This window comes from Natronohydrobacter thiooxidans (assembly GCF_001884735.1).
GTDB lineage: Bacteria > Pseudomonadota > Alphaproteobacteria > Rhodobacterales > Rhodobacteraceae > Roseinatronobacter > Roseinatronobacter thiooxidans_A.
In genome coordinates, this window is the sequence record NZ_MJAP01000010.1 from 85,231 (window position 1) to 111,740 (window position 26,510).

The 26,510-nt window shown below is 66.0% G+C and carries 28 protein-coding genes; 5 read left to right on the top strand and 23 right to left on the bottom strand.

The annotated features are described in order from the left end of the window. Positions 1–53: 53 nt before the first annotated feature. The 9 genes from tilS to BG457_RS07215 form a co-directional block, all read right to left on the bottom strand. The gene (gene tilS, locus BG457_RS07175) at positions 54–1,247 is read right to left on the bottom strand and encodes a tRNA lysidine(34) synthetase TilS (RefSeq protein WP_245770948.1); all 1,194 of its coding nucleotides are present in this window, start codon (positions 1,245–1,247) and stop codon (positions 54–56) included. Between the two features lie 35 nt (positions 1,248–1,282). After that, complete coding sequence (locus BG457_RS07180) at positions 1,283–2,095, bottom strand: tetratricopeptide repeat protein (protein WP_071796344.1); 813 nt, start codon at positions 2,093–2,095, stop codon at positions 1,283–1,285. Between the two features lie 5 nt (positions 2,096–2,100). Then, positions 2,101–2,640 (bottom strand): peptidoglycan-associated lipoprotein Pal, encoded by a 540-nt coding sequence (gene pal / locus BG457_RS07185; RefSeq protein ID WP_071796345.1) that lies wholly within the window; start codon positions 2,638–2,640, stop codon positions 2,101–2,103. A 37-nt stretch (positions 2,641–2,677) separates the two neighbouring features. Next, positions 2,678–4,003: a Tol-Pal system beta propeller repeat protein TolB gene (gene tolB, locus BG457_RS07190; RefSeq protein WP_071796346.1), complete on the bottom strand. Its 1,326-nt coding sequence runs from the start codon at positions 4,001–4,003 to the stop codon at positions 2,678–2,680. Then, entirely contained in the window at positions 4,000–5,310 is a 1,311-nt protein-coding gene (locus BG457_RS20195; RefSeq protein WP_342715422.1) for a cell envelope biogenesis protein TolA, read from the bottom strand. The genes tolB and BG457_RS20195 overlap by 4 nt, the downstream gene beginning before the upstream one ends. 27 nt (positions 5,311–5,337) lie before the next feature. Further along, positions 5,338–5,808: a protein TolR gene (gene tolR, locus BG457_RS07200; RefSeq protein WP_071796347.1), complete on the bottom strand. Its 471-nt coding sequence runs from the start codon at positions 5,806–5,808 to the stop codon at positions 5,338–5,340. A gap of 3 nt (positions 5,809–5,811) precedes the next feature. Beyond that, a complete protein-coding gene (gene tolQ, locus BG457_RS07205; RefSeq protein WP_071796348.1) occupies positions 5,812–6,510 on the bottom strand; it encodes a protein TolQ in 699 nt (232 codons plus the stop codon). A gap of 104 nt (positions 6,511–6,614) precedes the next feature. Beyond that, complete coding sequence (ybgC, locus tag BG457_RS07210) at positions 6,615–7,019, bottom strand: tol-pal system-associated acyl-CoA thioesterase (protein ID WP_071796349.1); 405 nt, start codon at positions 7,017–7,019, stop codon at positions 6,615–6,617. Between the two features lie 4 nt (positions 7,020–7,023). After that, a complete protein-coding gene (locus BG457_RS07215; RefSeq protein WP_071796406.1) occupies positions 7,024–7,647 on the bottom strand; it encodes a hypothetical protein in 624 nt (207 codons plus the stop codon). Positions 7,648–7,782: 135 nt separating this feature from the next. On the opposite strand from BG457_RS07215, the gene BG457_RS07220 reads away from it, so the two are divergent. The 3 genes from BG457_RS07220 to BG457_RS07230 all read left to right on the top strand — a co-directional run bounded on the left by BG457_RS07220 (position 7,783) and on the right by BG457_RS07230 (position 9,283). Further along, positions 7,783–8,664, top strand: coding sequence for a tetratricopeptide repeat protein (locus BG457_RS07220; protein WP_175546758.1), 882 nt, complete (start codon positions 7,783–7,785; stop codon positions 8,662–8,664). Between the two features lie 75 nt (positions 8,665–8,739). Beyond that, positions 8,740–8,994 (top strand): type II toxin-antitoxin system ParD family antitoxin, encoded by a 255-nt coding sequence (locus BG457_RS07225; RefSeq protein WP_071796351.1) that lies wholly within the window; start codon positions 8,740–8,742, stop codon positions 8,992–8,994. Next, positions 8,972–9,283, top strand: a complete 312-nt coding sequence (locus BG457_RS07230) for a type II toxin-antitoxin system RelE/ParE family toxin (RefSeq protein WP_071796352.1) — start codon at positions 8,972–8,974, stop codon at positions 9,281–9,283. The genes BG457_RS07225 and BG457_RS07230 overlap by 23 nt, the downstream gene beginning before the upstream one ends. A gap of 110 nt (positions 9,284–9,393) precedes the next feature. Here the strand turns inward: BG457_RS07230 and BG457_RS07235 are convergent, their stop codons facing one another. After that, positions 9,394–11,541, bottom strand: coding sequence for a malate synthase G (locus BG457_RS07235; protein ID WP_071796353.1), 2,148 nt, complete (start codon positions 11,539–11,541; stop codon positions 9,394–9,396). A 419-nt stretch (positions 11,542–11,960) separates the two neighbouring features. Between BG457_RS07235 and BG457_RS07240 the strand changes: the two genes are divergently transcribed. Both BG457_RS07240 and BG457_RS07245 read left to right on the top strand, forming a co-directional pair. Next, positions 11,961–12,674, top strand: a complete 714-nt coding sequence (locus BG457_RS07240; RefSeq protein WP_071796354.1) for an autoinducer binding domain-containing protein — start codon at positions 11,961–11,963, stop codon at positions 12,672–12,674. 92 nt (positions 12,675–12,766) lie between these two features. Continuing rightward, the gene (locus BG457_RS07245; RefSeq protein WP_071796355.1) at positions 12,767–13,594 is read left to right on the top strand and encodes an acyl-homoserine-lactone synthase; all 828 of its coding nucleotides are present in this window, start codon (positions 12,767–12,769) and stop codon (positions 13,592–13,594) included. A gap of 77 nt (positions 13,595–13,671) precedes the next feature. Here the strand turns inward: BG457_RS07245 and BG457_RS07250 are convergent, their stop codons facing one another. From BG457_RS07250 to BG457_RS07310, 13 genes are all read right to left on the bottom strand, one after another. After that, entirely contained in the window at positions 13,672–14,094 is a 423-nt protein-coding gene (locus BG457_RS07250) for a BLUF domain-containing protein (protein WP_071796356.1), read from the bottom strand. Between the two features lie 181 nt (positions 14,095–14,275). Continuing rightward, positions 14,276–14,959, bottom strand: coding sequence for an ABC transporter ATP-binding protein (locus tag BG457_RS07255; protein WP_071796357.1), 684 nt, complete (start codon positions 14,957–14,959; stop codon positions 14,276–14,278). Then, on the bottom strand, positions 14,952–16,238 hold the full coding sequence (locus tag BG457_RS07260) for a lipoprotein-releasing ABC transporter permease subunit (RefSeq protein WP_071796358.1): 1,287 nt from the start codon (positions 16,236–16,238) through the stop codon (positions 14,952–14,954). The genes BG457_RS07255 and BG457_RS07260 overlap by 8 nt, the downstream gene beginning before the upstream one ends. A 151-nt stretch (positions 16,239–16,389) precedes the next feature. Further along, positions 16,390–16,947, bottom strand: a complete 558-nt coding sequence (locus tag BG457_RS07265; protein ID WP_084657524.1) for a YcbK family protein — start codon at positions 16,945–16,947, stop codon at positions 16,390–16,392. A 110-nt stretch (positions 16,948–17,057) separates the two neighbouring features. After that, positions 17,058–19,292, bottom strand: coding sequence for a carbamoyltransferase HypF (gene hypF / locus BG457_RS07270; RefSeq protein ID WP_071796408.1), 2,235 nt, complete (start codon positions 19,290–19,292; stop codon positions 17,058–17,060). 67 nt (positions 19,293–19,359) lie between these two features. Next, positions 19,360–20,793: a nickel-dependent hydrogenase large subunit gene (locus tag BG457_RS07275; protein ID WP_071796359.1), complete on the bottom strand. Its 1,434-nt coding sequence runs from the start codon at positions 20,791–20,793 to the stop codon at positions 19,360–19,362. After that, the gene (locus BG457_RS07280) at positions 20,790–21,782 is read right to left on the bottom strand and encodes an NADH-quinone oxidoreductase subunit B family protein (RefSeq protein ID WP_071796360.1); all 993 of its coding nucleotides are present in this window, start codon (positions 21,780–21,782) and stop codon (positions 20,790–20,792) included. Before BG457_RS07280 ends, BG457_RS07275 begins: the two co-directional genes overlap by 4 nt. Beyond that, positions 21,779–23,035, bottom strand: coding sequence for a sensor histidine kinase (locus BG457_RS07285; protein ID WP_245770951.1), 1,257 nt, complete (start codon positions 23,033–23,035; stop codon positions 21,779–21,781). The genes BG457_RS07280 and BG457_RS07285 overlap by 4 nt, the downstream gene beginning before the upstream one ends. A gap of 160 nt (positions 23,036–23,195) precedes the next feature. After that, positions 23,196–23,963 (bottom strand): energy-coupling factor ABC transporter ATP-binding protein, encoded by a 768-nt coding sequence (locus BG457_RS07290; RefSeq protein WP_071796361.1) that lies wholly within the window; start codon positions 23,961–23,963, stop codon positions 23,196–23,198. Beyond that, positions 23,942–24,646, bottom strand: coding sequence for an energy-coupling factor transporter transmembrane component T family protein (locus BG457_RS07295; protein ID WP_071796362.1), 705 nt, complete (start codon positions 24,644–24,646; stop codon positions 23,942–23,944). The genes BG457_RS07290 and BG457_RS07295 overlap by 22 nt, the downstream gene beginning before the upstream one ends. Next, positions 24,639–25,262, bottom strand: a complete 624-nt coding sequence (gene cbiM, locus BG457_RS07300) for a cobalt transporter CbiM (protein ID WP_071796363.1) — start codon at positions 25,260–25,262, stop codon at positions 24,639–24,641. The genes BG457_RS07295 and cbiM overlap by 8 nt, the downstream gene beginning before the upstream one ends. Then, positions 25,249–25,713 (bottom strand): hypothetical protein, encoded by a 465-nt coding sequence (locus tag BG457_RS07305; RefSeq protein WP_071796364.1) that lies wholly within the window; start codon positions 25,711–25,713, stop codon positions 25,249–25,251. The genes cbiM and BG457_RS07305 overlap by 14 nt, the downstream gene beginning before the upstream one ends. Further along, positions 25,697–26,404, bottom strand: coding sequence for a hypothetical protein (locus tag BG457_RS07310; protein WP_139257603.1), 708 nt, complete (start codon positions 26,402–26,404; stop codon positions 25,697–25,699). Before BG457_RS07310 ends, BG457_RS07305 begins: the two co-directional genes overlap by 17 nt. Positions 26,405–26,510: the final 106 nt, after the last annotated feature.

The following is a 26,510-nucleotide window of genomic DNA, read 5'->3' on the forward strand; positions in this document are numbered from 1 at the left end:
TTCGGCGCGGTGCGCGCAGACTTGTCTCTTAAATAGCGATTATGGCCGCGCGTTCAATGCGAATTGGCCAATTCTGCCAGAACGCCGGTGAAGGGGCGGGGCTGCACCTGCCAGTCCCGGCCCAGCCCGGCCAGCGGCGCGGCAATCAGCCGCGCACCGTCCCAGATCGCCGGACTGGCCAGAAGCGAGGCGCGGGGCAGATGCCAGAAAACCCGATCCGGGCAAAGCGCCAGACCTGTGGGTCCGAGCGCGCGGATCTCCGGATCGCCCATGCTTTGTTGGCCTTGGGGTGGGGTGAGGGACCAGCGCCGGTCCCAGTCGGTACCAAGGGGGGCGATCACGCCCCGGACGGCCTGCGCCTCGCGGGTGATGCGCATTTCCTTCGCGTTGCGGGTGATCAGGCAGCCATGCAGCGTCGCGCGGGGGGCGGCAAGCGCGGCTTGCAGCGCGCTCAGGCGCGGGCGGTAGGGGCTTGAGGCGATCTGTCGCATCGCCTCTGCCAGCAGGCGCTGGCGCGTATCGGCGGGAAGCGCGTCGAAGCCGCTGCGGTCAAAGACGATATCGCCTGCCTCGCTGCGGCCGATAGCGCGGGCGGCCGCTTGCGCGGTCTGGTCGAGCACTGCGCGCGCCTCGGCCATGCGGGCGGCGGTCTCTGACAGGCGCGCGGGGTCCAGATCCAGCGTGGCCAGTGCCTGCCGGATTTTCACGCGCTCAAAGCGCGGATCGTCATTGCTGGGGTCATCGACCCAGGGCAGGGATTTCCGGCGCAATGCGTCGCGCAACTCTGCGCGGCCAAAGCCCAGAAGCGGGCGCAGCCAGAGAATGCCGTCCGTTTCGCGCCGCGCCGCCATCGCCGCCAGCCCGTCCACGCCCGAGCCGCGCGCAAGGCGCATCAGCAGCGTTTCGGCCTGATCATCGCTTGTATGGCCCAGCGCCACTGCGCCCAGTCCTGCGCCTGCGGCCCAGTCCTGCAGCAGTGCGCGCCGGGCCTGTCGTGCCTGATCCTGCAGATTGCCGCGCCCGTCCCAGCCCTGCCAGCGCAGCGTGACATGGCGCAGGCCAAGGCGCTGCGCTTCCTGCGCGACGAGTTTGGCCTCGGCGGCGGCTTCGGGGCGCAGGCCGTGATCCACTGTGGCGACATGCAGGTCTGCGCCGCCCCACTGCTGGGCCAGATGCAGCAGCGCCATCGAATCGCCGCCGCCGGAGACCGCAAGACCAAGCCGCGCCGGTGGGTCCAGCGCGGCCATGGCGGTCGCAAAACGCTCTGTCAGATCCGGCGTGTTCAAGGGCAGGAAAGGGCAGGCCGCAACTCTTCGGCCTCTTGCGCCTCGGAGCTGGTGCCGAAACGGTTGCGCAATTCGTCAAACATCACGCAAGCCTCTTCGCGCTGGCCCAGCCGGCCCAGACTGTCGCCAAGCGCCAAGAGCGCGCGCGGGGCAGAGGCGCCGTCAGGATCGGCCAGATAGAGGTTGAGATAGGCGCGCGCGGCTTCCGGCTCGGCCCCGCGCGCGCGATGGGTGTCGCCCAGCAGAAGGCTCGCCTCGGCGCCCAGCGGGCTGCCGGGATAGAGGTCGAGAAATTCCTGCAGGGCCTGCGCAGCGGCGTCGTGATCCCCGGCTTCGGCCAGTGATTTCGCGCCCTCGAAGGCCACGCTTTCGCCTGCGGCCATTTCCGGCCCCTCGGCGGGGGCAGAGGGGGCAGCGGGGTCTGCGGCGCGCGGGGCTTCACCGCCCAGCGGGCGCTGGCTGAGGGCGCTGGTATCGCCGCCTTCGAGTTCGGTCAGACGGAACTCCAGATCGCCCAGCCGGTTCGAGGCTTCGTCGATCACCTGCCGGATGCGGTATTCCAGTTCTTCCGTGCGCCCGGTCAGGCGTGCAAGCTCGGTGCGGATCTGTTCAACCCGGTCGATCAGCGCCCCGTCGAAGCCCGGCTGGCTGGCCCCTTCGCCCGAGGATAATTCGCGCGCGAGATCGGCCACGACGGAACTGAGCGCGTTGAGCTCAGAGCGGATTTCCGCGACAGTCTCGGCCTGAGCCGGAACAAATGTTCCGGCCCAGATCAGACAGCCCAAGGATGCAGCGCGCAGGGTTTTCATGCGGGTCAGCCCGTCACACCGGCAATTGCGGTGACGGCGCGGCGGTTGATATCCCAGCAGCGCTGTGCGGCGCAGGCCTCGACCGGGCGGTCCTTGCCGTAGCTGACAACGCGCATCCGGTTCGCGCTGACGCCCTGACCGATCAGATATTGCATGGCGGCATTGGCGCGGCGCTCGCCCAGCGCGATGTTATAGTCGCGGGTGCCGCGTTCATCGGCATGGCCTTCCATGACGATGGAATACTGGGTGTTTGCGTTCAGCCAGCGCGCCTGCGCGTCCAGCGTCGCGCGCCCTTCAGCCGACAGGCTGGAACTGTCCACGGTGAAGAACACTCGGTCGCCGATACGCTGCTGGAAATGCGCAACCGAGCGCGGATCATTCGGATCGCCCAGATTGCCGGTCGAGATGCCGCCATCGTAGAAGCCGTCATTGGCACCGCCGAACCCATCGGAGCCGCCACCGCCGAAGCCGCCGCCGCGCGGGTTGTTGCAGGCGGCAAGCGCGAGGCCAGCCAGCACGAGAAGAGCTTTTGAAGTCAGGGTCATGTCTGTTTATCCCTCAGGAAGTTGTTTTTCGTGTGTGTTATTGCAGCAGCGGGCCCCAGGACGGGTCAGAGGCCGGTCCGGGTGTCGGAATGCGGCGCAGGTTGCGCCCGGTGATATCGACAGAAAACAGGGATGGATCGCCCCCCTGAGCCTCGCGCGTGAACATGATGACGCGGCCATTTGGGGCCCAGGTCGGGCTCTCGTCAAGGAACGAGGCCGTGAGCAGGCGCTCTTCCGACCCGTCTGTGCGCATCACGCCGATATGGAAGCGCCCGGCATTCTGCTTGGTAAAGGCGATCAGATCGCCGCGTGGCGACCAGACCGGGGTGTTGTAGCGGCCCTGCCCGAAGCTGATGCGCCGTGCCTCGCCGCCCGAGGCGGGCATGACATAGATCTGGGTCGTGCCGGAGCGGTCGGATTCGAAGGCGATGAAGCGCCCGTCGGGGGAGAAGCTGGGTGCTGTCGTGATCGAGGGCGAAGAGGTCAGTTGCTGGATCTGCCCCGAGGACAGCGCCATGCGGTAGAGATCGGTATTACCGCCGCGCGCGGCGGAAAACACCAGCCCGCCGCCATCCGGTGAGAAGCGGGGCGAAAACACCTGTGCGCCGGGAATATCGCCGACAAGCTGGCGCTGGCCGGTCTGGGTGTTCATCAGCGCAAGGCGCGGCGTGCCGGTCTCGTAAGTTGTGTAGAGGATGCGCTCGCCCGAGAGCGACATGCGCGGCCCGATCACCATCGCCCGCCCATCGGTCAGGAACTGCACATTCTCGCCATCCTGATCCATGATCGCCAGCCGCCTTGTGCGGCTGGTGCGCGGCCCGGATTCGCTGACGAAGACCACACGACTGTCGAAATAGCCGCCTTCGCCGGTGATCCGGCTATAGACCGCATCCGAGACCTTATGCGCCATGCGCCGCCAGCTGTCGGTCGTGCCTGCAAATTGCAGCCCGTCGCCCACCTGCTGCCCGGTGAGCACGTCGAACAGGCGGAACTTGACCGTCATGCGGTTGCCCTGCACCGACACAGCGCCAGTGATCAGCGCCTGCACATTGACCGCGCGCCAGTCGGAATAGCTGACCGAGGCGTCAAAGCTGGAAATCCGCGCGATATGGGCCTGTGGCGGCACTTCGCGGAAAAGGCCGGTATTGGTCAGGTTCGCCGCCACAACCCGCGACAGGCGCTCGGCATATTGGCCGCCCGCGCTGTTCTCGGGCACAAAGGCCGGAACGGCGAAGGGCATGGGTTCGATCACCCCTTCGGTAATCTGCAGTCGCAAGGGCTGGGCCTGTGCGGGCAACAGGGGTGCAATACTGGTCAGGACCAGCACGGCAAACGCGGTCAGGGAGTGGAAAAGCCGGGTCATCTGAGCCTCATGCCTTCAGGGTTGAAAGTGATTTCGATATCGCGCCAGGCGTCGTATTTCTCGGAGGGCAGGCCGTAGCCATCGGGGCCTTCGCAGCGGATGATGGCGCGGCGTGCGGCTTCAAAAGCCTGTTGCACGGCGGTTTCGGTCCCCCCGGATGCGCCCATCATGCGGATCGAGCCCTGTTCATGCCGTGCCGAAGGGGTCATGGAAAAGGCCACAGTAACAGTCACCTGCTGCGCATCGGTCGAGAGCACGCCGATATTCCAGCAGGCCTGGATCGCGAGCCGCAGGGCATCGGCCTCGGACGCGCTCAGGCCGCCCGCGCTGGACGATGGAGAGGGCGCGTTGCTGCCGCCCGACAACTGCTCGGAGAGCGCTGCCGCCAGCGCCTCGGCAATGGCGTCGCTGGGCGGTGCGGCTGGTTCCGGGGCGGGCGTGGGTGTGGGCGCAGGCGCAGGTTCGGGGGCCGGTGCCGGAGTGGGCGTCGGAGTGGGTGTTGGTGCGGGGGTCGGCGTGGGCGCCGGGGCGGGTGCGGCGGCGGTCCGGGTATCCTCTGCCGGGGCTGGTGCGGGTGCGGGCCGCTCGGGGCGGGTGCGTGGGCGCTGGCTGATGGTCGGGGCCATGGCCGCGCGCTCGGTCGAGGCCGTATCGGTTTCCGTGGCCTCGGTCACAATCTCGGTCGTGGCCTCGGGCGGGGCGGTTTCCGCCTGTTCCTGTTCGGGCATCGGCGTTTCGGCCACCGGGTCGGGCTGCGCAGCGGGCTGGGCGGCGATATCGACCTGTGCCGTCTCTGGCGGGGCCTCGGACGGGGTGGGGGCGACGCGATCCACCGGGCGCGGACGCGGGCGTTGACTGGCACCGGGGGCGGGCGCGGGCGAGAAGATCACGCCGGTTGAGGGCTCGGCGGGCGCCGGGGCCGGTTCTGGCGTCGGTGCGGGCGCAGGTTCGGGTTGCGGGGCCGGTTCCGGCTGCGGCGCAGGTGCAGGCACCGGCTCCGGTTCTGGCGCAGGCTGCGGTGCGGGTTCGGGGGCCAGCGGTTCGGGGGCCTGAATTTCGGGCTCTGGGGCAGGGGCAGGAGGGGCAGGCTCGGGCGCGGGCGCGCTGGGTTCAGGCCGCGCCTCGCTCAGGGCGGCGAAATCCTCGGCAGAGATGATCGAGACATCCGCCACCGGGATTTTGAGCGAGGAATCGGGGGCCTGAAACAGGTCAAACAGCATGACCCAGGCGATCAGCCCAAGATGCGCCACACCCGAGACTTTCTGCCCCGTGTCCATACGTCCCCAGATGCCCGCCACCATGGCCATGCGACTCAGATGCCCTTTACTGCGCGCTTAATTGACCGTGCCGTCAAAACGCGGCCCGCCCTGATCGGTCACAAGCCCGATATTGTTGAACCCGCCCGTATTCAGCGCCCCCATCACCTGCACCACACGCGCATAGGGGATCGTCCCGTCCGCGCGCAGGAACACTTTGTTGTCGCGCCGCTGCTCGGCAATGGCGCGCAGTTGCGGGATCAGACTATCCGGATCGACCTCGGAGGACATAATCAAGACTGCGCCATCGGCCGTGAGTGTGACCGACAAGGGCTCTTCCTGCTCGGCGGGCAAGGCGCCTGCCGCAGTGCGCGGCAATTCCACCGGTACGCCCACGGTCAGCATGGGCGCGGCCACCATGAAGATGATCAGAAGCACCAGCATCACATCCACGAAGGGCGTGACGTTGATTTCCGACATCTTGCCTGCGCCACCGCGCCGCCTGCGCCGTCCTGTGCCGCCGCCTTTCTTGATGAATTGCGCGCCCATGGCTCAGGCCGCGTCCAGCTGGCGCGACAGGATGGTGTTGAACTCGTCGGCGAAGGCTTCATAGCCCGAGATGATCGCGTCGCTGTCATCGGTGAGCTTGTTGTAGAAGATCGTCGCCGGGATCGCGGCCAGCAGCCCCAGACCGGTTGCGAGCAGCGCCTCGGCGATACCGGGGGCCACGACCGCAAGATTGGTGGATTGCGCCAGCGCGATTTCCTCGAAGGCGTGTTTGATCCCCCAGACCGTGCCGAAAAGCCCGATAAAGGGCGAGGCGGAACCGACCGAGGCCAGAAAGGTCAGCCCGCCGGTCAGATCATGCGATTCCTTGGTGATGGCCACATCCATTGACCGGTCGATCCGGGCCACGGCACCGGGGATCAGCCGCCCGTCGGCGCGGTGCGAGCGCCGCCATTCGGTCATGCCGGCAGCAAAGACCCGCTCGGGCGAGGTCGCGGGCGCAGGGCCGATCTGGTCATAAAGCTCGTCCAGCGGCTCCCCGGACCAGAAGGCCGCCTCGAACTCTTCGGCCTCGGCGCGGGCGCGTCGGTAGCGGATATGTTTCTGGACGATGATCGCCCAAGACCAGAAGGAGGCGACGATCAGCATGATCATCACCAACTGCACCGTCACTGTGGCGCGCGCGAAAAGGGCGACCAGCGAGAAATCAATCTCCTGCGTCGAAGTCAGGGTCGTGGGATCCATGGGCCTCTGCTCACTCACAATCTGCCGCTCTCATTGGGCGGCTTTGCGCCAGAGCATACAACAAGACAAGCGCCTTACCAACACAAGCGTGTTATACCTGCGGTTTATTCGGCGGGTTTTTGACTGATTTCGCGCAAAACGGGAGCTGGCAGCGGTTTCGGGCGCCCTGTATCCGCCAGACAGACCAGCGTGACCTCGGCCTGAAACAGCGTCTTGCCCTCGCGCCGGACAGATTGGTGCAGCACCAGCCGGGCGGGTTTGTGGCTGGCATAGGCGGTGGTGACGTGTAGCAGATCGTCGAATCTGGCGGGGGCGAGGTAATCCGCCACCACCCGGCGCACGGCGAAGACGCCTTGGCCCGCGGATTTCATCGCGGCCTGATCGAAGCCCAGCGCCCGCAGCCATTCCGACCGGCCGCGTTCGATGAATTTCAGGTAATTGGCGTAATAGACGATGCCTGCGAGGTCGGTATCCTCGTAATAGACGCGGATTTTGTGGGTATGGGTCATATTATCAGCTCATCTGTGCTAGGCGCGCCGCCAGCCGCAGCGCATGCACCGGGTCCGTCGCCACCGCAGGCAGCACCGGGTCATAAGCTGCGCGGATCAACGCGCCGATCTCTGGCCGCAGCACCACTGTCTCGCCCGCCACCGCCAGCGCGGACCGGCTCGCAAAAGCCGTGTCAGACCAGGACAGGATCACCTGCACCGCCTGCGACAGCGCCAGGGTCTCGGCGGGGGTGTCGGCGAGCACCGCGTCCATGCGGATGAAGACAAACGCCGCCTTGATCGCGCCGGTCGCATCAAAGCGGAACACCCGGTACTGGTTCGCCCCCGCCGCCTGCAGCCGCGCCACCAGCGGCCCCAGCCCCTCGATCATCCGCTCCAGATCGGGCAGGTCCAGCAACTCGCCCCAGTCGCGGAAGAAGAACACCATCAGATTCGCGCCCAGTTCCGGGTCGGTCTCGGCCATCTTGTGCCCGGCAAGCGTCACCACCGCCTCGATCGCGCCCTTGACGGTCGCGAGCGTCGCGTCATCCACGCCGAAGACCACCGGCACAATGGGCCGACCCCAGCGCGCGCAGAGGAATTGCCCGTCGGTGCGGGTGAACAGCGTTTCGATCTCGGCTATCTGCATGGGCGGTCCTTTCGCCCCTCGTGCATAATTCTGCAACAGCCGCGACGCAAGCGCGCAGCCCGCGTCACAGAAGCGTGACACTGCCGCCAAACCCGCGTAGAGGTGACTGAAATCGCGTGGAAAAATGGGTGGACCGTGGTGGTCAAGGCGATCCTTCTGGGCTTGGCGCTGGCGTTAGCGCAACCGGCATCGGCGCAGATCCGCGCCGCAGACGGGCTGGCGGCGCTGGATGCGGGCGACGCGGGAGCTGCGCGCGCGATCTGGGCGGCACTGGCGGCGCGGGGCGATGTGCTGGCGCAGCATAATCTGGCGGTGCTGAAGCTGACCGGGCAGGGCGGCGCGCAGGATATGGATGGCGCGCTGATCTGGTTCGAGGCCGCAGCGCTGCAGGGTCACTTGCCTGCGCAACAGGTGTTGGCCGGCCTCGCGCTGGAACGCGGTGACCACGATGTGGCACAGCGCTGGTATCTGGCGGCGGCCGAAGCGGGAGACGGGGTGGCACAACTGGCGCTGGCGCAATTGCTGGAGCGCGGCGGGCAAGACCCGGAGGGTGCGCTGCACTGGTACGGGGCGGCTGCGGAACAGGGGCTGGCGGCGGCACAATTCGCGCTTGCTGCGGCCTTGGCCGAGCAGGGGGATCATGCCGGGGCCGCCGGTTGGTTCGAGGCTGCCGCTGGTCAGGGCGATCCGCGCGCGATGCATAATCTGGCCGTGGCGCTGGCGCAGGGTCTGGGGCTTGAACAGGACGAGACCGCAGCGCGGGCGCTCTACCTGCAGGCGGCGCAGGCAGGATATGCGCCCGCGATGCGCAATCTCGCGCTGATGCAGGCGCGGGGGCGGGGCGGGGCGCAGTCCTTCCGCTTCGCACTGGTCTGGGCTCTGGCGGCGACGGATCTGGGCGAGCCGGGGGCGGATGATCTGGTCGCGGCGCTGCGCGAGGTCATGTCGGCCGCCGCGATTGCCGAGGCCGGGGCGCTGGCCGAGGATTGCCTGCGCGGCGTGGCGGAATGCGGATGATCCCACGTCGCAGCTTTGGCAATTCTTGACAGGCTTTGCCAATCTCTGGCATCCTGCGCGCAAAGGAGATCCGACATGGCCACGATGAATGTTTCGCTGCCCGATCAGATGAAAGCCTGGGTTGAGGCCCAGACCCGTGACGGGCGTTACAGCAATGCAAGTGACTATGTGCGCGACCTGATCCGCCGCGATCAGGAGCGCCGCGCGGCGATTGCCGAAGTGCAGCAGCTGGTGGATGAAGCGCTGGCGAGTGGCCCTGCTGCGCCTTTCGACCTTGAGACGTTTCTAGCCAGCAAGCGCGATCAGAATGCCAAAGCCGGCAGTCACTGAGTTCCGCCTCAGCCCCGCCGCGCTGCGCGATCTGGATGCGATCTGGGACTATACCGCGCAAAACTGGTCCGTCGCGCAGGCGGAAACCTATATCCGCGGACTGACGGCGGATATGGATCTTCTGGTTCACAACCCGAAGCTGGCGCGCGAAAGCCACCTGACCCGCCCACCCGTGCGCATGTATCGTTCAGGGTCGCATCTGATCGTCTATCGCATTGCAGCGGGCTGGTTGGAGGTCTTACGGATTGTGCATGTGCGGCAGAATTGGACGGACCTGCTGGACGTATGAAAGATGGGTTGTCGCGCCCATGGCGCGACGCAAGCTTTTGAAATGGCAGGTGCTGCCCGGCGGGGTCGCCAAGCGGTGCGTCAATCGCTCCATTCCGCCCCCCGATCCCTTCACCCCGCTGCCTTCAATTCCAGCCGCCGCGCATGCAGGACAGGTTCGGTATAGCCCGAAGGCTGCACCCGCCCTCTGAACACCAGATCGCAGGCAGCCTGAAACGCCACCCCATCGAACCCCGGTGCCATGGGCCGGTAGGCCGCGTCGCCTGCATTCTGGCGGTCCACCACTGCGGCCATGCGCTTCATCGCCTCCATGACCTCACTCTCGCTGACAACGCCATGATGCAGCCAGTTGGCGATATGCTGGCTGGAAATGCGGCAGGTCGCGCGGTCCTCCATCAGGCCCACATCATTGATATCCGGCACTTTCGAGCAGCCCACGCCCTGATCGACCCAGCGCACGACATAGCCCAAGATGCCTTGCGCATTGTTCTCGACCTCGCGCAGGATCTGCTCCTTCGACCATTTGCGGAAACTTGCGAGCGGGATGTCCAGCAGCGCCTCGACATGGGCGCGGCGACCGCCCTTGGCGAGCTTCTCCTGCACGCTGCGCACATTGACCTGATGGTAATGCAGCGCATGCAGGGTGGCGGCGGTGGGCGAGGGCACCCAGGCGGTGTTCGCCCCCGATTTGGGGTGCTCGATCTTGGCCTCCAGCATCGCGGCCATCTGGTCGGGCATGGCCCACATGCCCTTGCCGATCTGCGCGCGTCCCATCAGCCCGCATTCCAGGCCGATATCGACATTGCGATCCTCATAGGCCTTGATCCAGCCCTTGCGCTTGATGAAATCCTTGCGCGAGAACGGCCCTGCTTCCATCGAAGTGTGAATTTCGTCGCCGGTGCGGTCCAGAAAGCCTGTATTGATGAAGGCGATCCGGTGGCGGGCCGCATGGATGCATTGCTGCAGATTGACCGAAGTGCGGCGTTCCTCATCCATTACGCCGATCTTGATCGTATTCGGCGCAAGGCCGAGGATCTGCTCGACGCGCGAGAAAATCTCATCGGCGAAAGCAACTTCTTCTGGCCCGTGCATCTTGGGCTTCACGATATAGATCGAGCCCTGTTCCGAATTGCGCGGACCGGCGGTTTTTTTCAGGTCATGCAAAGCCGCCGTGACGGTCATCATCGCATCCATCAGCCCTTCGAAGACCTCGTTGCCCTCGGCATCAAGGATCGCGGGATTGGTCATCAGATGGCCGACATTGCGCACCCAGAGAAGTGCGCGGCCCTTCAGCGTCTTCGGGCTGCCATCGGGGGCGGTGATCTCAAGATCAGGGGCAAGCGCGCGGGTGACGGACTTGCCGCCTTTGTCCAGCTCTGCCGTCAGATCACCCTTCATCAGCCCCAGCCAGTTGGAATAGGCCAGTACCTTGTCCTCGGCATCGACACAGGCGACGGAATCTTCGCAATCCATGATGGCAGAGAGCGCGGATTCAACCCGCACATCGGCGAGCGCCGCCTGATCGCGCCCACCGATCAGATGCGCGCGGTTGAACACCAGTTCCACATGCAGCCCGTTACTGACCAGAAAAACGCTGTCCGGCGCACGCGGATCGCCCCGGTAGCCCGCGAATTTTTCCGGGTTTTCCAGTGGCTTGCCGTCGACCAGTAGCGCACCACCACGCACATGATAAAGCCGCGCATCCGCATGGCTGTGACTGTCCAGCGGGAAGGCGCTGTCCAGAAACACCCGCACGCGCGCGACCACCCGCGCGCCGCGCCCCTGCTCATAGCCACCGGCAGGGGGCTGGCTGCCCATCGCATCGGTGCCGTAGAGCGCATCATAGAGGCTGCCCCAGCGCGCATTCGCGGCGTTGAGCGCATAGCGCGCATTGGTGATCGGCACGACAAGCTGCGGCCCGGCGATGGTCGCGATTTCGGCATCCACATTGGTGGTGTCGATCCGGAACGGGGCGAGTTCGGGCAGCAGATAACCGATCTCTTCGAGAAATGCCTTGTAGGCTTCGCGGTCATGCGGCTGGTTCGCGCGCGCCTTGTGCCAGTCATCAATCTGGGTTTGCAGGGTCGCGCGCTGCTCCAGAAGCGCACGGTTCTTCGGGCTGAGATCGCGCAGCAAGCCCGCGAAACCCTGCCAGAATGCTTCCGCCGTCACTCCGGTGCCGGGCAGCATTGTGTCCTCGACAAAGGCGGCAAGTGTCGGGTCGATCTTCAGATCCGCGCGGGCGGTCATTGCTGTCATTCTGGTCCTCGTCGTGCTGAACAGTCCGGTTTGTGTGCAATCGTGTACAATAAGCCCTGTCCGTCTGCGGGCAAGGTTCAATTGGCACTAAGGCCAGTGAAATCTGCAGCAGCAGCGCTCCTTTGTTTCGGACTGTCACATTTGCGACGTGATTAGGGGTGGAAAATGATCATCTTGACATGAACTCTACTTATGCTTGTGCTTCGGGGGGCAAATATTGTATCGTTCTGATACTAAATCTGCGTGGCGGCACGGGACAGGTGCCTGTGACGGCTTTCGGGCTGGCCGCGCGCTTTCGTCTCCGGTTTGCGCCGGATCATGTGCAGTTGCGTGTTTTCCCGAGTTCCATCGACTCACCTTTTGACTGATGACTGCCCTGCAGTCATCATGACCTGTCCGCTTACCGGTTGGAGCAAGGCATGGATATTTTGCGTTACGCGCGCGACATCGGGCTTCGCCATCCAAGCGAAACCGATGTGGTTGCGCGGCTGCAGACGGCTTGCGCAGAACTGGAGGTCGAGCATGCCTGTTTCGCCAGCAAGGTTCCCGGCAATGACACGCTTGTAGGTTTTGCGACCTATTCAGAGCAATGGCGCAAGCATTATATCGACAAGGAATTCCACCTGATCGACCCGACCTTGCAGAAGATGATGCATGCCATGGGGCCGGTGGACTGGGAAAGGCTGCGTCATTTCGAAGGCTATGATCCGGTTTTTCGCGAGGCGCATGACTTCCAGATCCCCGAGATCGGCATGAGCATCCCGATCCGCGGCCCGTTTGGCGAAAGAAGTGTGCTGACGCTGGCAACACGGACGACACCTCAGCTCTGGGCCGCGCAGAAGCGCAGCATCATGCAAGAGGTGCAGCGGGTTGCTGCCCGGATCCATGATGAGGTGATGCTCAGCGGCCAGATCATGCTCAGCCTTGATCTGCCGAGCCTGTCGACGCGCGAGATCGAGATATTGCAGTGGATCGCGGCGGGAAAGGCGCAACAGGATGTCGCGGATATCCTGAATATTTCGAACCGCACTGTTGAAGTGCATCTGCGCTCTGTCCGCAACAAGCTGGGTGCGGTCAGCACGGCACAGGCGGTCGCGCGGGCCATCGGGATGCACCTGATTTACCCGCTCTGAGGGGGGCAAAGCGGGACTACGGGTTTTCCACAATATCCATTCTGTCAGAAAGATGGTTCCATATCCTTGGCATTTCCAAGGAGACAACGAAAATGATTCTGATAGTGGATGCGCTGAACAAGCACCAATATACGGACATTCTGGACCAGATGTTCCGCCTGCGCGCGCGTGTCTTCGGGGCACGTCTGGGCTGGAAGGTCGAAGTCACGGACGGACAGGAGCGGGATCGGTTCGATGATCTCGATCCGGTCTATTTCATCGGCCTGGATGAGGAAGACAGGGTAATTTCCTGCGTCAGAGGTCTTCAGACCACGGGCCCGCACATGCTCGCAGATGTGTTCTGCGACATTCTTGGCGGAGAGCCGCCGCTGCGTTCGCCCAACGTCTGGGAGGCTACGCGCTTTTGTGTCGATACCGAGCGTCTTGCGCAGAAAGGCGAGATCAACGGCGCCTCGAAGGCGACCTGCGAGATGATGATCGCGTCGATTGAATATCTGCGCGATGCCGGGATCACCGACGCGATTGCGGTTATCGATCCGGTTTTCGACCGCGTGATGCGGCGTGTGGGCAACGGCGCCTATGATTATCTGGGCAAGACTGTCCAGATGGGCAAGGTGCGCGCGATGGCCGGGCTGCTGGACTGCACTGACGAGCGTGTCGCACGTCTGCGCGAGTTTGCCGGTATCGATTATGATGTCGTGGTCGATGAAGCGGCGCTTCTGGAGCGTCTTGCTGCCAAAGCCGCGAAGCCGGCTGTGCTGACCGATGCGCTGGCGCAGTATTTCATCGAGCAACTCGATGCTGCGCAGGATGCCGATGAGCTGGAAGCCACTCTGGCGCTGGCCGATACGGTTCTGGGCAAGGCGAAGCCCGCACAGCCTGCACCGGTGTCCGATAGTGTCAGCCTGTCGGGATACTGACCGGTCAGGCCGGTAGCCGCGTGATTGGAAGTGCCGCAAGACGCGCGGCTACCGCTGCTGCGGCTGCGGAATGCAGCTCAGTTCCCGGCGCAGGCGGTCGCAAACGCATCGAGCTGGCGCAAGAGCCGGGTCGCATCTCCCGCTTCCGCTTCCCGCAAGGCGTCGGGCAGGGCGCTCAGATGTGGTGAGACACCGGCTGCGGTGCCGTCAATGATCTTCATAGACCAATGCTCGAATCGGCGTTGGGTGAGTGGGCGTTCGCGCAGGATCAGCATGCCGACATGGCGCCGGTCGCGACGCAGGATCGCGAGCAAGCGGTGCAGGGTCGGAAGGGGCCCCTCCAGAAGCTGCGCGAAGAAGGTGGAATCGACATAGAGGCAGCCGGAAATGCCATGCTGCGGATTGTTCCGCAGCGCTGCGCGCCCGATGTCGAGCAGATCCACGGAATGCGGCGCGATCAGGGATCGGCTGAGATAGATGCATTCGGAAAGCTGCGCCATTCCCAACTACCCTCATCACTGCCGGCGACGGTGCCGCCCGCGCCTATGCTCACGGAAAGCAGACATATAATGCGCATGAATTCGTCGGCAACAGCAGTAGGACGTTTTGCCTATACGCCAGATGCCGCGATTGCGCTTCGATGCGCCGCCGGCGAGTCGGACAGAGCGCCGCGCTCTGCCATCAGCCTGGGGTGATCTGGCCATCCTCCATGCGCACCACACGGTCCATGCGGCGCGCCAGATCAAGGTTATGCGTGGCGATCAGCGCGGAAAGTCCGGTATCGCGCACCAGCGCCATCAGCGTGCCAAAGACCTGATCCGACGTCGCAGGGTCCAGATTTCCCGTCGGTTCATCGGCCAGCAGCAGGCTTGGCGCATTGGCCAGCGCGCGGCAGAAGGCCACGCGCTGTTGCTCGCCACCCGAAAGCGCCGCCGGTCGGTGATCGGCGCGTTTCTCGACGCCGACGCGGGCCAGAAGATCGCGCGCGCGGGCCTCGGCCTCGCGCGCGGGCACGCCATTGGCTAGCTGCGGCAGCACCACGTTTTCCTGCGCCGAGAATTCGGGCAGCAGATGGTGAAACTGGTAGATGAACCCCACCTGACTGCGCCGCGCGGCGGTGCGCGTACCGTCGCCCAGCCGCGTCATGTCGCGCCCGTCGATCAGCACCGCGCCGCTATCGGGCGTGTCCAGCAGCCCCGCAATATGCAGCAATGTCGATTTGCCCGCCCCTGACGGGGCCACCAGCGCCACGACCTCGCCATGGCTGATTTCCAGCGAGGCGCCGCGCAGAACCTGCACCTCGTTGGGCTTGCTCGCATTGTAGGTTTTCGAGATCGCCTGAAGCGAGAGTACATTCTCATTCATAGCGCAGCGCCTCGACCGGGTTCATGCGCGCGGCCCGACGCGCGGGGAAGATTGTCACGATAAATGAGAGCGACAGCGACAGCCCCACTGCCTTGAGCACATCGACCAGCCGTAACTGGGCGGGCAGGTCATAGATGCCCCGGATTGACGGATCCCAGACCCCGCCGCCCGAGATGTAATTCACGAAGCTGAACACCTGATCGATATAGATCGCGAACAGGCAGCCCAGAATGACGCCCGCAATCGTGCCCAGCACGCCCACGCTCGCCCCGCAGATGAAAAACACCCGCAGGACCGACCCTTCCGACAGGCCCATGGTGCGCAGGATGCCGATATCGCGGCCCTTGTTCTTCACCAGCATGATCAGCCCCGAGATGATGTTCATCGCCGCGATCAGCACAAGGATCGAGAGGATCACGAACATCACATTATCCTCGACATCGAGCGCGCGCAGGAACGCGCCCGCGCTGTCACGCCAGGTCCAGAGCATCGCCCGCTCGCCACCTGCGCGCAAGAGATCGGTGCGCATCGCGTCGATCTGGTCGGGATTGGCGACCATGACTTCCATCTCATCGGCCACCCCGTCGCGGTTGAAGAAGATCTGCGCTTCCTCGAAGGGCATGTAAATCCGCGTGCGGTCGATATCATAGCGCCCGGCGGTGAAGATATAGACCACCTCATAGGCTGAAATGCGCGGGCTGGTGCCGAAAGCCGTGCGTGCCCCGTCCGGCGAGATCACGCGTATCGAATCCCCCAGCGACAGGTTCAATTCGCGCGCGACCCCCGATCCGATGGCGATCCCCTCATTGAAGCGCATGATATCGCCCAGAGCATGTTCGGGACTGGCCACGCGCGGCACGGTCAGCAAATCCGCGTGATGGATGCCGAACACCTCGACCCCGGTATTGCGCCCATGCGCCGAGGCCATGACCTGCCCCTTGATCAAGGGGGCCACGCGCGTCACCCCGCGCACTTGGGCCAGACGCTCTGCCATTTCCTCGAAATTGTCGATCACGCGGCTGGTGCGTCCGGCCTCGTCGACATGCACCGAGGAATAGACCGTGACATGGGCATTGGCGCCCAGAATGGTATCGACGAATTCCGCCCGGAAGCCCGAGCGCACCGAAAGCGTCGCGATCAGCGCGAAGACCGCCAGCATGATCCCCAGAAAAGAGATCACCGTCATCGCGCTGACCCCGCCCTCGGCGCGCCTTGCGCGCAGGTAGCGCCATGCGATCATCCATTCAAAGGGCGCAAAAGGGGGTGTCCGGCCTGTCATGCAGCAGTCCTGCCTTTGTGTTTGGACGCAAACTCATCGGATTGGCCTGCGAGGTCAAGCGCAAAGCGGCGCGCGTGCGGATGCGAGAGCACACAATCCGGAGATAGTCGGCAGAGAGGTACGGGTTTCCTGCGCGGGCAGGGCAGGGGGCTTACCAGCGCCTTGTGGGCCCGGTGTCGATATGCACGAAGGTGCGGTAGCGCCCCAGCCCGCCGCGGCCAAGCGCTGCCGCATGGCGATGCAACTCGCCCGCGCGCAGCCGGGGATGGGCCAGATCCAGCGCCTGTCCATGATGGTGGCGCGAATTCGCAGCCCCACGCCGCACCCCCCGCGCGGAGGAGCGGAAGCCATGCGTCAGGATCAGCGGCTCCTGCGCCCCGATCAGATGTTGCAACTCATGGGCCATATCCATCAGATGCGGATCCATTGCGCCCATCTCGCCGGTGCGCATGTCGCGGGCGAAGGCTGCGAAACGGTCGAGCGGCTCCTGCAGATAGGTCTCGCCGTTGAAATACACTTCCTCGAACACCTCTCCGGTGCGCTGATGCACCATGAACAGGCTGCGCTGGGCACGGGTCTCGGGTTCGGCGGTGCGGCGCAGGAAGGGCAGCGCCTGTGCGGGCGCGGCGCCGAGCGCGGTCAGCGTGGCGGCGGCCCCGGTCAGAAAGCGACGGCGGTTCAGAAAAGCGGGCGTATCGAGGGCGGGCATTCAGGTCTCCGGCGGTAGTGATGACGCCGGGCGCTCTACCGGGGCGGGACGGATTCTCCCACCCTGCCGGGGCTCACCTTTCCGTGTCGGCGGAAACGCACTCATGCGCCTCAGGCGGGCGTGGCCAGCGCTACCAGAGCCTGACCAAAGGCCAGAGAGCCGTCATTGGCGGGCAGGCTCTGATGCGCCATCACCCGATGCCCCGCCAGCGCCCGCAAAGTGCAATCCAGCAGCAGCGCGTTCTGAAAACACCCGCCCGCGAGCACCACCGCCTCTGCCGCGCCCTGCGCGATCAGATCCCGCGCGCGGGCCGCGAGGCTTTCGGCCAGTGTCACATGGAAGCGCGCGGCGATCTCCGCCACGGAACGACCCGCCGCCAGATCGGCGCAAATGCCCTGAAAAAGCGGCGCGGTCGCGATCTGCGCCCCGTCCCCGATCGGATAGGGGGGCGCGCGCCCCGCGCGGCATGCTTGCGCTTCAAGCGCCATCGCGGCTTCCGCCTCATGGCTGATCCGCGCCGGGCAGAGGCCGAGGACCGCCGCCACTGCATCGAACAGCCGCCCGGCGGAACTGGAGCGCGGCGCATTGATCCCCGCCGCCACGGCCTGCCGCACCAGCGCGCGCGGGGCCTCCGCGAAAAGCCGGTCCGCAACAGCGCCCAGCCCCGCCGCGTCCAGCCGCATCAGCGCATTGCGCCAGGGCTCGCGCTGGGCCAGATCGCCGCCGGGCAGGGGGGCGGGTTCCAGCCAGGCGATCCGCTCGAAACCCGCGTAATCGGCCAGGAGCAGCTCGCCGCCCCAGATCGTGCCATCCGGCCCCAGCCCCAGCCCGTCCAGTATGATCGCCGCGACCCGGCCCCCGTCGCGCGGCCAGAGATGTTCGCCCAGACAGGCGGCCAGATGTGCATGATGGTGATAAACCGCGCGCAGCGGCAGGCCCAAGGCGCGCCCGGCCTGCGTGGCGCGAAACCCTTCATGCGCATCCACCACAACAAGGGCCGGGGCATGGTCGAAAAGCGCAGTGTAATCTGTGAGCGCCTTTTCATATTCCTCCCATGTCAGCGGATCCTCCAGATCGCCCAGATGATGCGACAGAAGCGCCTCGCCCTCGCGCGTCAGGCAGAAGGCGGCTTTCATCTGCCCGCCCATGGCCAGCACCTGCGGCGCATCCTCAAAGCCCGGCGGCATGGGGTGCGTGCTGGGCGCCCGCCCGCGCGCATGGCGCAGCACCATCGGGCCATGGGGTGTGATCCGCTCGACGGAATCATCCAGCCTGCGGGCGATATCGCGGTCATGCATGAGAAACCCGTCGGCGAAAGCGGCCAGTTTCAATCGGGCCTCGTCATTGCCGATAACCTGCGGCTCGCCCGAGAGATTGCCCGAGGTCATCACCAGGGGCGCGTCGAAGCCGTCGATCAGAAGATGATGCAGCGGGGTATAGGGCAGCATCCAGCCCAGAGTATTCTGGCCCGGCGCGATGGCGGGGGCGAGCGTATCGCTGTGACGCGCCAGCAGCAGGATCGGGGCCGCCGCATTCTGCAACCGCGCGGCTTCCGCGTCGGAGAGCGCGCAGCTTGCGCGGATCATCTCCAGCCTGCCCATCAGTGCGAAAGGCTTGCTCGGGCGGCGCTTGCGCGCGCGCAAGAGTGCGACCGCCGTTTCCGAGCGCGCATCGCAGGCCAGATGGAACCCGCCCAAGCCCTTGATGGCGAGGATCTGCCCCTTGGCCAGCGCCGCCACCGCCAGCGAGAGCGCGTCGCCCGCGATTTCAACGCCGCCCTGTTCGAACCACAGGCGCGGGCCACAGGCGGGGCAGGCGATCGGCTGGGCATGGAAGCGGCGATCCGCCGGGTCGGCATATTCCGCGCCACATGCGGCGCAGAGCGTGAACCCTGCCATGGTGGTCTGCGCGCGATCATAGGGCAGATGTTTCAGGATCGAGAAACGTGGCCCGCAATGGGTGCAATTGGTGAAGGCATAGCCCGCGCGCCGCGCCGCCGGGTCGCGGATTTCGGCCAGACAGGCCGGGCAGGTCGCGGCATCGGGGGTGACGCGGGTGCGCACTGCGCCCCCGGCACTGGCGATGATCTCGAAGCCCTCGGGCAAGTCCTCTGGACCAAGCGGCGTGACCTCGATCGCATCGACCCGCGCCAAGGGCGGGGCCTCAAGGCGCAGGCCCTCGATAAACGCCTCCAGCGCGGCCCCTTCGGCTGCAATCAGCACGCCGCCCGCGTCATTCAGCACCCAACCGCGCAAGTCCAATCGACGCGCCAGCGCCCAGACGAAAGGCCGGAATCCCACGCCCTGCACCTGTCCCCTGACCCTGATCCGCAAAGCTTGGTCCATCATCCCATTTTCTTGCTGAAAATACTCCGGGGGGGTGCAGGGGGGGCAGCGCCCCCCCTGCCTTCTTTCAATGCACTGTGCAGACCATGCAGGGATCGAAACTGCGCACGATATGCTGCACGGCGAGCGGCGTGTCCTCACCTGTCCGCACCTTGGCCCCCACCAATGCCGCCTCCAGCGGTCCCGGCTGGCCGCCTTCGTCGCGCGGGCTGAAATTCCAGGTCGTTGGCGCGATGATCTGATAGGAGGCGATCCGCCCCCCCTCGATGCGTAGCCAATGGCCCAGCGCGCCGCGCGCGGCTTCGACCAGCCCCACACCCGCGCCCTCGGCCGGGATATTGCCCTGCGCCATGAAGCGCGCCGCCGGGTCGATCTCCTGCGCCAGTCTTTCCATCAGGATTTGCGTGCGCGCGATTTCCAGCAGCCGCGCGCCCACACGCGCCAGCACCCCGCCGCCCTGTGCCGCCAGATCGCGGGCCAGCGGATGGCCGTCGATCACCTGCCGCGCCAGCGCCCCGCATTCTACCGGTAGCCCCGCCAGACGCGGCGCCTTGCACCAGCTATAGGCCTGGTCGCGCATCTCATGGTCCGGCTCGGTCAGCCCTTCCGCCGGGTGCAGCGCCGTGCCCAGCATCCAGGCATGGCTCACATCCTCGGCAATCGCGTCCAGCGGCACCTCCCCAAGCGCGCCCTCCTGCCACAGCCCGCGCGCGAAGCCGAAACCGTGGTCCAGCGGATAGGCGCCAAAGCTCAGATAGCGCCCCGCGCCGCGCCCCATGTCCGCCAGATCGAGGCTGACGGCAGCGCGCAGGAACAGCCCTGCATCACCCCTGTCCCAGCTTAGCAGCGCATCTTGCGAGGGCAGGGTCATGAACTCTTCCAGGCTCGCGCCGAAGAGGTCCGCCTCCAGAAAGCGCCGGAACCCGCGCAGGGTCGCGATGATGCGCATGCGTTCCGCGCCCGTGGGGGTGCGCGTCACCCCGCCGGGCTGGATCGCCAGCACATGCGGCCATTTCCCCGCCATCAGCCCCAGAATATGGATGAGCTGAGCCCGCGCCTCGACCGCGCGCCGCGCGCCAGAGCCTTCCATCGCCGTGAAGCGCTGGATGACTGCATCGTGCCAGTCATGGCCTGCATAGGCGGGGCGGGTGAAATCTGGCATGAAGAACAGGTAGAAATGCGTCAGGTGATCGCTGACATTCTCGACCGCGTGAATGAGCGCCGCCATCTGCGCGCCCTGCGGCGTGGGCGCAAGCCCCATCGCATCGCCCAGCGCGCGCGCCGCTGCGGCGGATTGGCTGATCGAGCAGATCCCGCAGATGCGCGGGGTGATCGTCAGCGCATCGCGCGGGTCGCGCCCGGTCAGCATGCGTTCAAACCCGCGATAGAGCGGTGCATTGACCCGCGCTTTCGCCACCGACCCGTCGGTGATCTCCAGATGCACTTCCAGATCGCCCTCGACCCGGTTGAACGGGCCGACCACCAGTTTGGCCGCGCTCATGGGCGCGGCTTTCGCAGAGTGGGCGGCACATCCACCCGGTCCGAGACCGCATTGCGCGCGATCCGCTCGGGCGTTGCGGCTTTCGAGAGCGAGGCCAGCGCCATGAACCAGGCTTTCGGCATATCCGTGGGCAGGCCCACCGGGATGCCCGCGAGTTTCGGCGTCTGGGTGAAAGCATGGCGCGGGTTCTCGAATTCGGGCGCGGTGCAGTTGATGCAAGGGTATCCCCCCGAGGTGCAGGATCCCGACCCGTTCCAGGGCCGGATATTGCAATCGCCCACTGCCTGCGTGCCGATACAGCCCAGATGCTCCATCATGCAGCCCATATCCGACAGACTGCGCGCACTGGCCTTGTATTCGTAAAATTCGTTTTTCGGGCAGCCATGATGCACCAGATGATCGGCAAAGAAGCGCGGGCGGGCATAGCCATCCAGATCCGGCGCGCGCATAGCGCCTGCGGCCAGCAGCATCAGCGTCTCCAGCACCCAGCCCGGATGCGTGGGGCAGCCTGCGACATTGATCACCGGCAGCCCGGTCGGATCGCGGAAACCCGGCGGCAGCAAGCCGCCAAGATGGCTGCCCTCATATTGCAGGCCCACTGCATCGGAGGGGTTGTCACCTGCCGATGTCACCCCACCAAAGGCTGCGCAGCTTCCCACCGCGATGACATGGCGCGCGCGGGGGGCCAGATCCTGCACCCAGTCCATCATCGACCGGCCCGTGCCGGTCAGCATCTGGAACCGTCCGCTATTCTTCGGCCCGCGCGCGATCGCCCCCTCGATGCACAAAAGATCAAGCGCGATCTCGCCCGCCGCGATCCGGTCCAGCAGCCTGCGCACTTCCGCGCCGCTGTCCAGACTCAGCGCCGGATGCCACAGCACCCGGATGCCCGCGCCCGTCAGCGTGTCGAATACATTGGGGTTTTCAGCGCAGAGCAGCGACATGGTGCAGCCGCCACAGCCCGAAGCCTGAAGCCAGAGCAGGTTCATGCCGCGCCCCCTGCATCCGCCGTCAGCGGCAATTCCAGCCGGAAACAGGCCCCGGTCCTCGCGTCCGGGCACAGGATCAGCCTGCCGCCATGTTCCTGCGCGATCTTGTGGCTGATCGACAGGCCCAGCCCCGTGCCCTTGCCCACGGGCTTGGTGGTGAAGAACGGATCGAAGATCATCGCCTGCAGCTCGGGCGCGATGCCGGGGCCATTATCGGCCACCTGCAACACCGCCTGCGTGCCTTCCTTGCCGCAGGTCAGCACCACGCGCCCGCCGGGCTGGTCTTCGAGCACATCAAGCGCATTCTGCACCAGATTCATCACCACCTGCTGAATATGCCCCGCGCGCCCCTGCAGGATCAGACTGTCACAGCCTGCATGTTCCAGCACCACATCGCCCGCGCGCTCGCGCAGCACCCATTTCGCGGCGACGCGGGCGATCTCGACCAGATCGAACTGTGCGATCTCGCCCGCGCCATCCGCCGACAGGCGGCGCAGATCGGCCACGATATCGCGCACCCGCTCGGCGCCCTCGCGCGCGCCGCGCACCGCGTCGCGCAGGTTGCGCAACTCGCGGTCGAGGCGCAATTCCTCGCGCAGCGCGATCAGCTCGTCACGGCTCGCGCCTTCGGTCACGCGGTCGAAATAGGTCTCGAATTTGGTGGCATAGCGTTCCAGCGCATGGGCATTGGCATAGACAAAGCTGATCGGGTTGTTCAATTCATGCGCCACCCCCGCCAGCAGCCGCCCCAGCGAGGCAAGTTTCTCATTGCGCACCAATTGCCCCTGCATCGCCTTCAGCTCGTCATGGCTCTGCGCCAGCGCCTGATAGGCCTGCCGCAATTCGCCGACCGAGCGCCCGGTCAGCACGAAGCCCGCAACCCGGCCCCGGTCGTCGCGGCGGGGGGCGATCACCAGTTCATGGGGCATGGGCTCGGGCAGGGCGGCCAGTTCCAGTTCGACCGAGATCGGCGCGCGCCCGACGCGGCAGTCATCCAGCGCGCGCTGCAGCGCGGGCGCATCGGTAAAGAGCCCCGCCACCTCGCGCCCCTGCAGGCTGGCCGCATCCTGCCCCATCCGCGCACTGAGCGAGGCTGAAACCTGCTCGATCCGCCCGAGGCGCGAGGCCACGATCAGCACATCCGAGACCGAGGCCAGCACCGATTCCAGAAAGCCGCGCATGGATTGCAATTCGGTATTCTGCGCCTCCAGCCGTTCCTGATAGGCCACCAGTTCGGCATAGTTGCGATCCATCGCCGCGATCACCTCGGCCCAGGTCTGATCGGCAAGGCGTGTGTCCAGATGCCGCAGCAGCGGCGAGGTCGTGGCGAGGGGCGGCAGATCCGGTTCCATAGGCCCACAGTAGCGCAGTTGCCTGGGCCAAACCACTGGCTTGTCATGTCTGTGGCCCCTCTCAGCCATGGCGATGCCGGTGCCCGGCGCCGTGATGGGGCGTCAGGGAATGGGGGACTTCCTGCCCATGCGCCTCCATCAGCCGCGCATTGCCCAGCACCTCGGGGGCGGGGCCATCAGCGCAGATTCGGCCCTGATCGATCACGATCACGCGCGGGCAGAGTTCCAGCACCAGTTCCAGATCATGGCTGGCGATCAGCATCGCCTGATCCATCCCTGCCAGAAGCGCGATCAACCGCCGCCGCTGGCGCATATCCAGCGCGGCAGAGGGCTCATCCAGCAGCAGCAGATTGGGCTGCATGACCAGCGCGCCCGCGATACAGGCCCGCCGCTTCTCGCCGCCCGAGAGGTGATGCACTGGGCGGTCCTCCAGTCCGGTCAGCCCGCAGACATCCAGCGCGTCACGCGCCCGTGCGGTGATCTCGGCCTCGGCCAGCCCCAGATTGCGCGGGCCGAAGCTGACATCCTCGATCAGCGTGGGGCAGAAAAGCTGGTCCTCGGCCTGTTGGAACACCAGCGCGGTTTCAGAGCGGAACTGCCCCGGCACTACGGCACGGCCCATGACCTGCACCGCGCCCTGCTGCGCGGGCAGCACCCCGGCGATGGTGTGAAACAGCGTTGTCTTGCCCGCGCCATTCGGCCCGACCAGCCCGACATGCGCCCCACGCGGCAGGGCGAAGGACAGACCCTTCAGCACCGGCGCATGTCCCGGCCAGCCGACCGAGAGGCTATGGAGATCCAGCGCGTTCACAGGATCCGGTCCAGCCATATCACCCCGCAGGCAAGGATTGCCGCCCCAGTGATTGCCGCCCAGTCGCGCGCCTGCAAGGGGGCAAGGGGCGGCGCCAGCCCCGCGCCATAGCCGCGCAGCCGCATCGCGGCCCAGAGCCGTTCCGACCGTGCCTGCGCGCGGATCAGGCTTGTCGCGAGCAGGCGGGCATGATCGGGCAGGGCATGCCAGCCCCCGCGCCCGCCGCGCAATTGTCGCGCCAGCTGCGCGCGGCGCAGGTCAGTTCGCACCTCATCGAGATAGCGCAGGGTCAGCAGCGCCAGATCGCTCATCAGCGCAGGCAGGCGCAAGCCCCGCAGACCCGCCACCAGTTGCAGTGGGGTAAGCGGGGCCAGCAGCGCCAGTGTGACCGCGACAATCGCCAGCAAGCGCCCCGCGATCAGGGCTGCGGCCTGCAAACCTTCGAGCCGCAGGGTGAGCGGGCCAAGCTGCGCCAACACCGCCCCGCCCGAAATCAGCGGCAGGACCAGTGCCAGCCCCAGCGCCAGAGCCGCAGGGCCGCGCATCCGGCGCAGCACCAGCCGCGAGTGACCGCAGGCCAGCACAACCGCGACCGCAAGCGCGATGACCCAGGGCAGCACCGCCAGACCCTGCACGGAGGCAATGCCAAAGGCCAGCAGCAGCGCGATCACCAGCCGCGCGCGGGGCGAAGCCTCAGCCATGCGGCACCAGCCGCGGCTCGACCCGGCGCAGCACGCGCAAGAGCGTCATCACGATCACGCCTTCGGCCAGTGCGAGCGGCAGATGCGCAGCGATCAGGACCAGAAGTGCCATCCGCTCGGCACCGGCGTCGATGACCGCAGGCAGCCCCGCCAGCACGATGGCAGCAAACAGCGCCAAGGCCGCCAGAACCGCGCCGCTGCCCGCGAGGAAGGCGGCGACGTCCGGCCAGCGCCCGCCGATCTGACGCCAGAGGCCAAAGGCCAGCAGCGCAGGCGCCCCGAGAATCAGGCCGTTCAGCCCCAGCGCCGTGATCCCGCCATGGCCGAACAACATCGCCTGCAGGAAGAGCCCGACCATGATGGCGGGGAGCGCGAACCAGCCCAGCATCACCCCCATCAGCCCCGCCAACATCAGATGCACGCTGGCAGGCGGCACCGGCACCGCGATCAGCGAGGCCGCGAAGAAGACCGTCGTCAGCATGGCCACGCGCGGGATCTCGGCCTGCGGGTCGGGCAGCGCCTTGATCCGGTGCAGCGCGAGCGCCACCAACCCCGCGCTGGCCGCATAGCCCGCCAGCGCCATGTCCACCGGCACGATCCCGTCAGGCAGATGCATTGCGGCCCCCTTTGCGGCGATAGACGAAAGCCGCCGTTCCCAAAGCCCCCCATGCGACCAGCGCCACCATCAGCAGACGCTGGCCCCAGCCCTGCGCGCTGCTTGCGGTCATGATCACAGGAGCATCCGCGCCAATCTCCATATGCACCATCGCGCCATGCCCGGACTGGCGGACCTGAAAGCTCCAGCGCCCCGGCTCGTTCCCCAGCACAAACTCCAGCCGCCCGTCGCGATCCGTAACCCCCTGACCCCAGGGGGTCGAGGGGTCGTCCGGCGCATAGATGATCACCTGCGCATGCGACATCGGCTCGCCGGTATCGTAGAGGGCATGCAGGCGGATGGCCTGTGCGGTCTCGGCCTCGATCAGCGCGGCATGGGAAAACGCGGAAAGCGGGGCACAAAGCCCCGCCGCGAATGCCGTTGCTGCAACACGCCTAAAGCATTGAGACATGGCAATGCCCTTCGCCGACATGACCGAGATGCAGCCCGTCCAGCGTAAACTCATGCACGCCCCCCGCCGCGAAAGGCTCAAACCCGAAAGCGGCAAGGTTCATCTCATCCGCGTCATCCTTGTCTGCGCGGCCGAAGAGGTGATCGAGATGCAGGGTGATTTCCAGATCGGCCCCGGTCGTGTCGGTCACGAAACCCTTGCGGGTGTCGCCCAGATATTCACTGCAGGCATGGGCCACGCTGTCGGCGCTGCGCAGGGTGAAAGGCACTTCCCGCACGTCCTTGCGCGCGATCCCCTCCAGCACCAGTGAAAAGCCATCGGCATCCGGGACCAGTGCCCATGACAGCGCATTGTAGTGACCGGGCGCGGCCTCGACGCGCAGCAGCGCCACGCGGTCATCCTCATCGGCATCGGTCAGATCCACCGTGAAGGGGCCTGCAATGAGCAGCGCCGTGCCGGTGATCGCGGGGCCATCGGCCATGAAGGGGGGATCGGTCTGCCACGCGGTGATCTGGTCGAAAGTGGCTGTGATGCGGGTGAATTCCAGCGCCCAGCCATCCTTGGTCAGTTGCGGGGCGGTAAAGCCCTCGGTCGCCAGATCCTCGCCACTGGCAAAGAGCGTCAGGCTGCCCGCATGAACGGAAAAACTGGCGCATATGGCCATTGTGGCAAGCGCGAAAACGCGGGTCATGGGCAGGATCTTTCCTTCGGTATGAAGAACTACAGCATTTGTCATACGCCCCTTGCGCCATCCGTCAAGCGCCCCGACGAGCGGCTGCATGCGGCGGCACACAGCG

Coding starts and splice junctions, on each gene's coding strand:
- tilS (WP_245770948.1), bottom strand. CDS start 1,247: ATGGCCGCGCTGGACCCACCGGCGCGGCTTGGTCTTGCGGTCTCCGGC.
- BG457_RS07180 (WP_071796344.1), bottom strand. CDS start 2,095: ATGAAAACCCTGCGCGCTGCATCCTTGGGCTGTCTGATCTGGGCCGGA.
- pal (WP_071796345.1), bottom strand. CDS start 2,640: ATGACCCTGACTTCAAAAGCTCTTCTCGTGCTGGCTGGCCTCGCGCTT.
- tolB (WP_071796346.1), bottom strand. CDS start 4,003: ATGACCCGGCTTTTCCACTCCCTGACCGCGTTTGCCGTGCTGGTCCTG.
- BG457_RS20195 (WP_342715422.1), bottom strand. CDS start 5,310: ATGGCCATGGTGGCGGGCATCTGGGGACGTATGGACACGGGGCAGAAA.
- tolR (WP_071796347.1), bottom strand. CDS start 5,808: ATGGGCGCGCAATTCATCAAGAAAGGCGGCGGCACAGGACGGCGCAGG.
- tolQ (WP_071796348.1), bottom strand. CDS start 6,510: ATGGATCCCACGACCCTGACTTCGACGCAGGAGATTGATTTCTCGCTG.
- ybgC (WP_071796349.1), bottom strand. CDS start 7,019: ATGACCCATACCCACAAAATCCGCGTCTATTACGAGGATACCGACCTC.
- BG457_RS07215 (WP_071796406.1), bottom strand. CDS start 7,647: ATGCAGATAGCCGAGATCGAAACGCTGTTCACCCGCACCGACGGGCAA.
- BG457_RS07225 (WP_071796351.1), top strand. CDS start 8,740: ATGGCCACGATGAATGTTTCGCTGCCCGATCAGATGAAAGCCTGGGTT.
- BG457_RS07230 (WP_071796352.1), top strand. CDS start 8,972: ATGCCAAAGCCGGCAGTCACTGAGTTCCGCCTCAGCCCCGCCGCGCTG.
- BG457_RS07235 (WP_071796353.1), bottom strand. CDS start 11,541: ATGACAGCAATGACCGCCCGCGCGGATCTGAAGATCGACCCGACACTT.
- BG457_RS07240 (WP_071796354.1), top strand. CDS start 11,961: ATGGATATTTTGCGTTACGCGCGCGACATCGGGCTTCGCCATCCAAGC.
- BG457_RS07245 (WP_071796355.1), top strand. CDS start 12,767: ATGATTCTGATAGTGGATGCGCTGAACAAGCACCAATATACGGACATT.
- BG457_RS07250 (WP_071796356.1), bottom strand. CDS start 14,094: ATGGCGCAGCTTTCCGAATGCATCTATCTCAGCCGATCCCTGATCGCG.
- BG457_RS07255 (WP_071796357.1), bottom strand. CDS start 14,959: ATGAATGAGAATGTACTCTCGCTTCAGGCGATCTCGAAAACCTACAAT.
- BG457_RS07260 (WP_071796358.1), bottom strand. CDS start 16,238: ATGACAGGCCGGACACCCCCTTTTGCGCCCTTTGAATGGATGATCGCA.
- BG457_RS07265 (WP_084657524.1), bottom strand. CDS start 16,947: ATGCCCGCCCTCGATACGCCCGCTTTTCTGAACCGCCGTCGCTTTCTG.
- hypF (WP_071796408.1), bottom strand. CDS start 19,292: ATGGACCAAGCTTTGCGGATCAGGGTCAGGGGACAGGTGCAGGGCGTG.
- BG457_RS07275 (WP_071796359.1), bottom strand. CDS start 20,793: ATGAGCGCGGCCAAACTGGTGGTCGGCCCGTTCAACCGGGTCGAGGGC.
- BG457_RS07280 (WP_071796360.1), bottom strand. CDS start 21,782: ATGAACCTGCTCTGGCTTCAGGCTTCGGGCTGTGGCGGCTGCACCATG.
- BG457_RS07285 (WP_245770951.1), bottom strand. CDS start 23,035: ATGGATCGCAACTATGCCGAACTGGTGGCCTATCAGGAACGGCTGGAG.
- BG457_RS07290 (WP_071796361.1), bottom strand. CDS start 23,963: ATGGCTGGACCGGATCCTGTGAACGCGCTGGATCTCCATAGCCTCTCG.
- BG457_RS07295 (WP_071796362.1), bottom strand. CDS start 24,646: ATGGCTGAGGCTTCGCCCCGCGCGCGGCTGGTGATCGCGCTGCTGCTG.
- cbiM (WP_071796363.1), bottom strand. CDS start 25,262: ATGCATCTGCCTGACGGGATCGTGCCGGTGGACATGGCGCTGGCGGGC.
- BG457_RS07305 (WP_071796364.1), bottom strand. CDS start 25,713: ATGTCTCAATGCTTTAGGCGTGTTGCAGCAACGGCATTCGCGGCGGGG.
- BG457_RS07310 (WP_139257603.1), bottom strand. CDS start 26,404: ATGACCCGCGTTTTCGCGCTTGCCACAATGGCCATATGCGCCAGTTTT.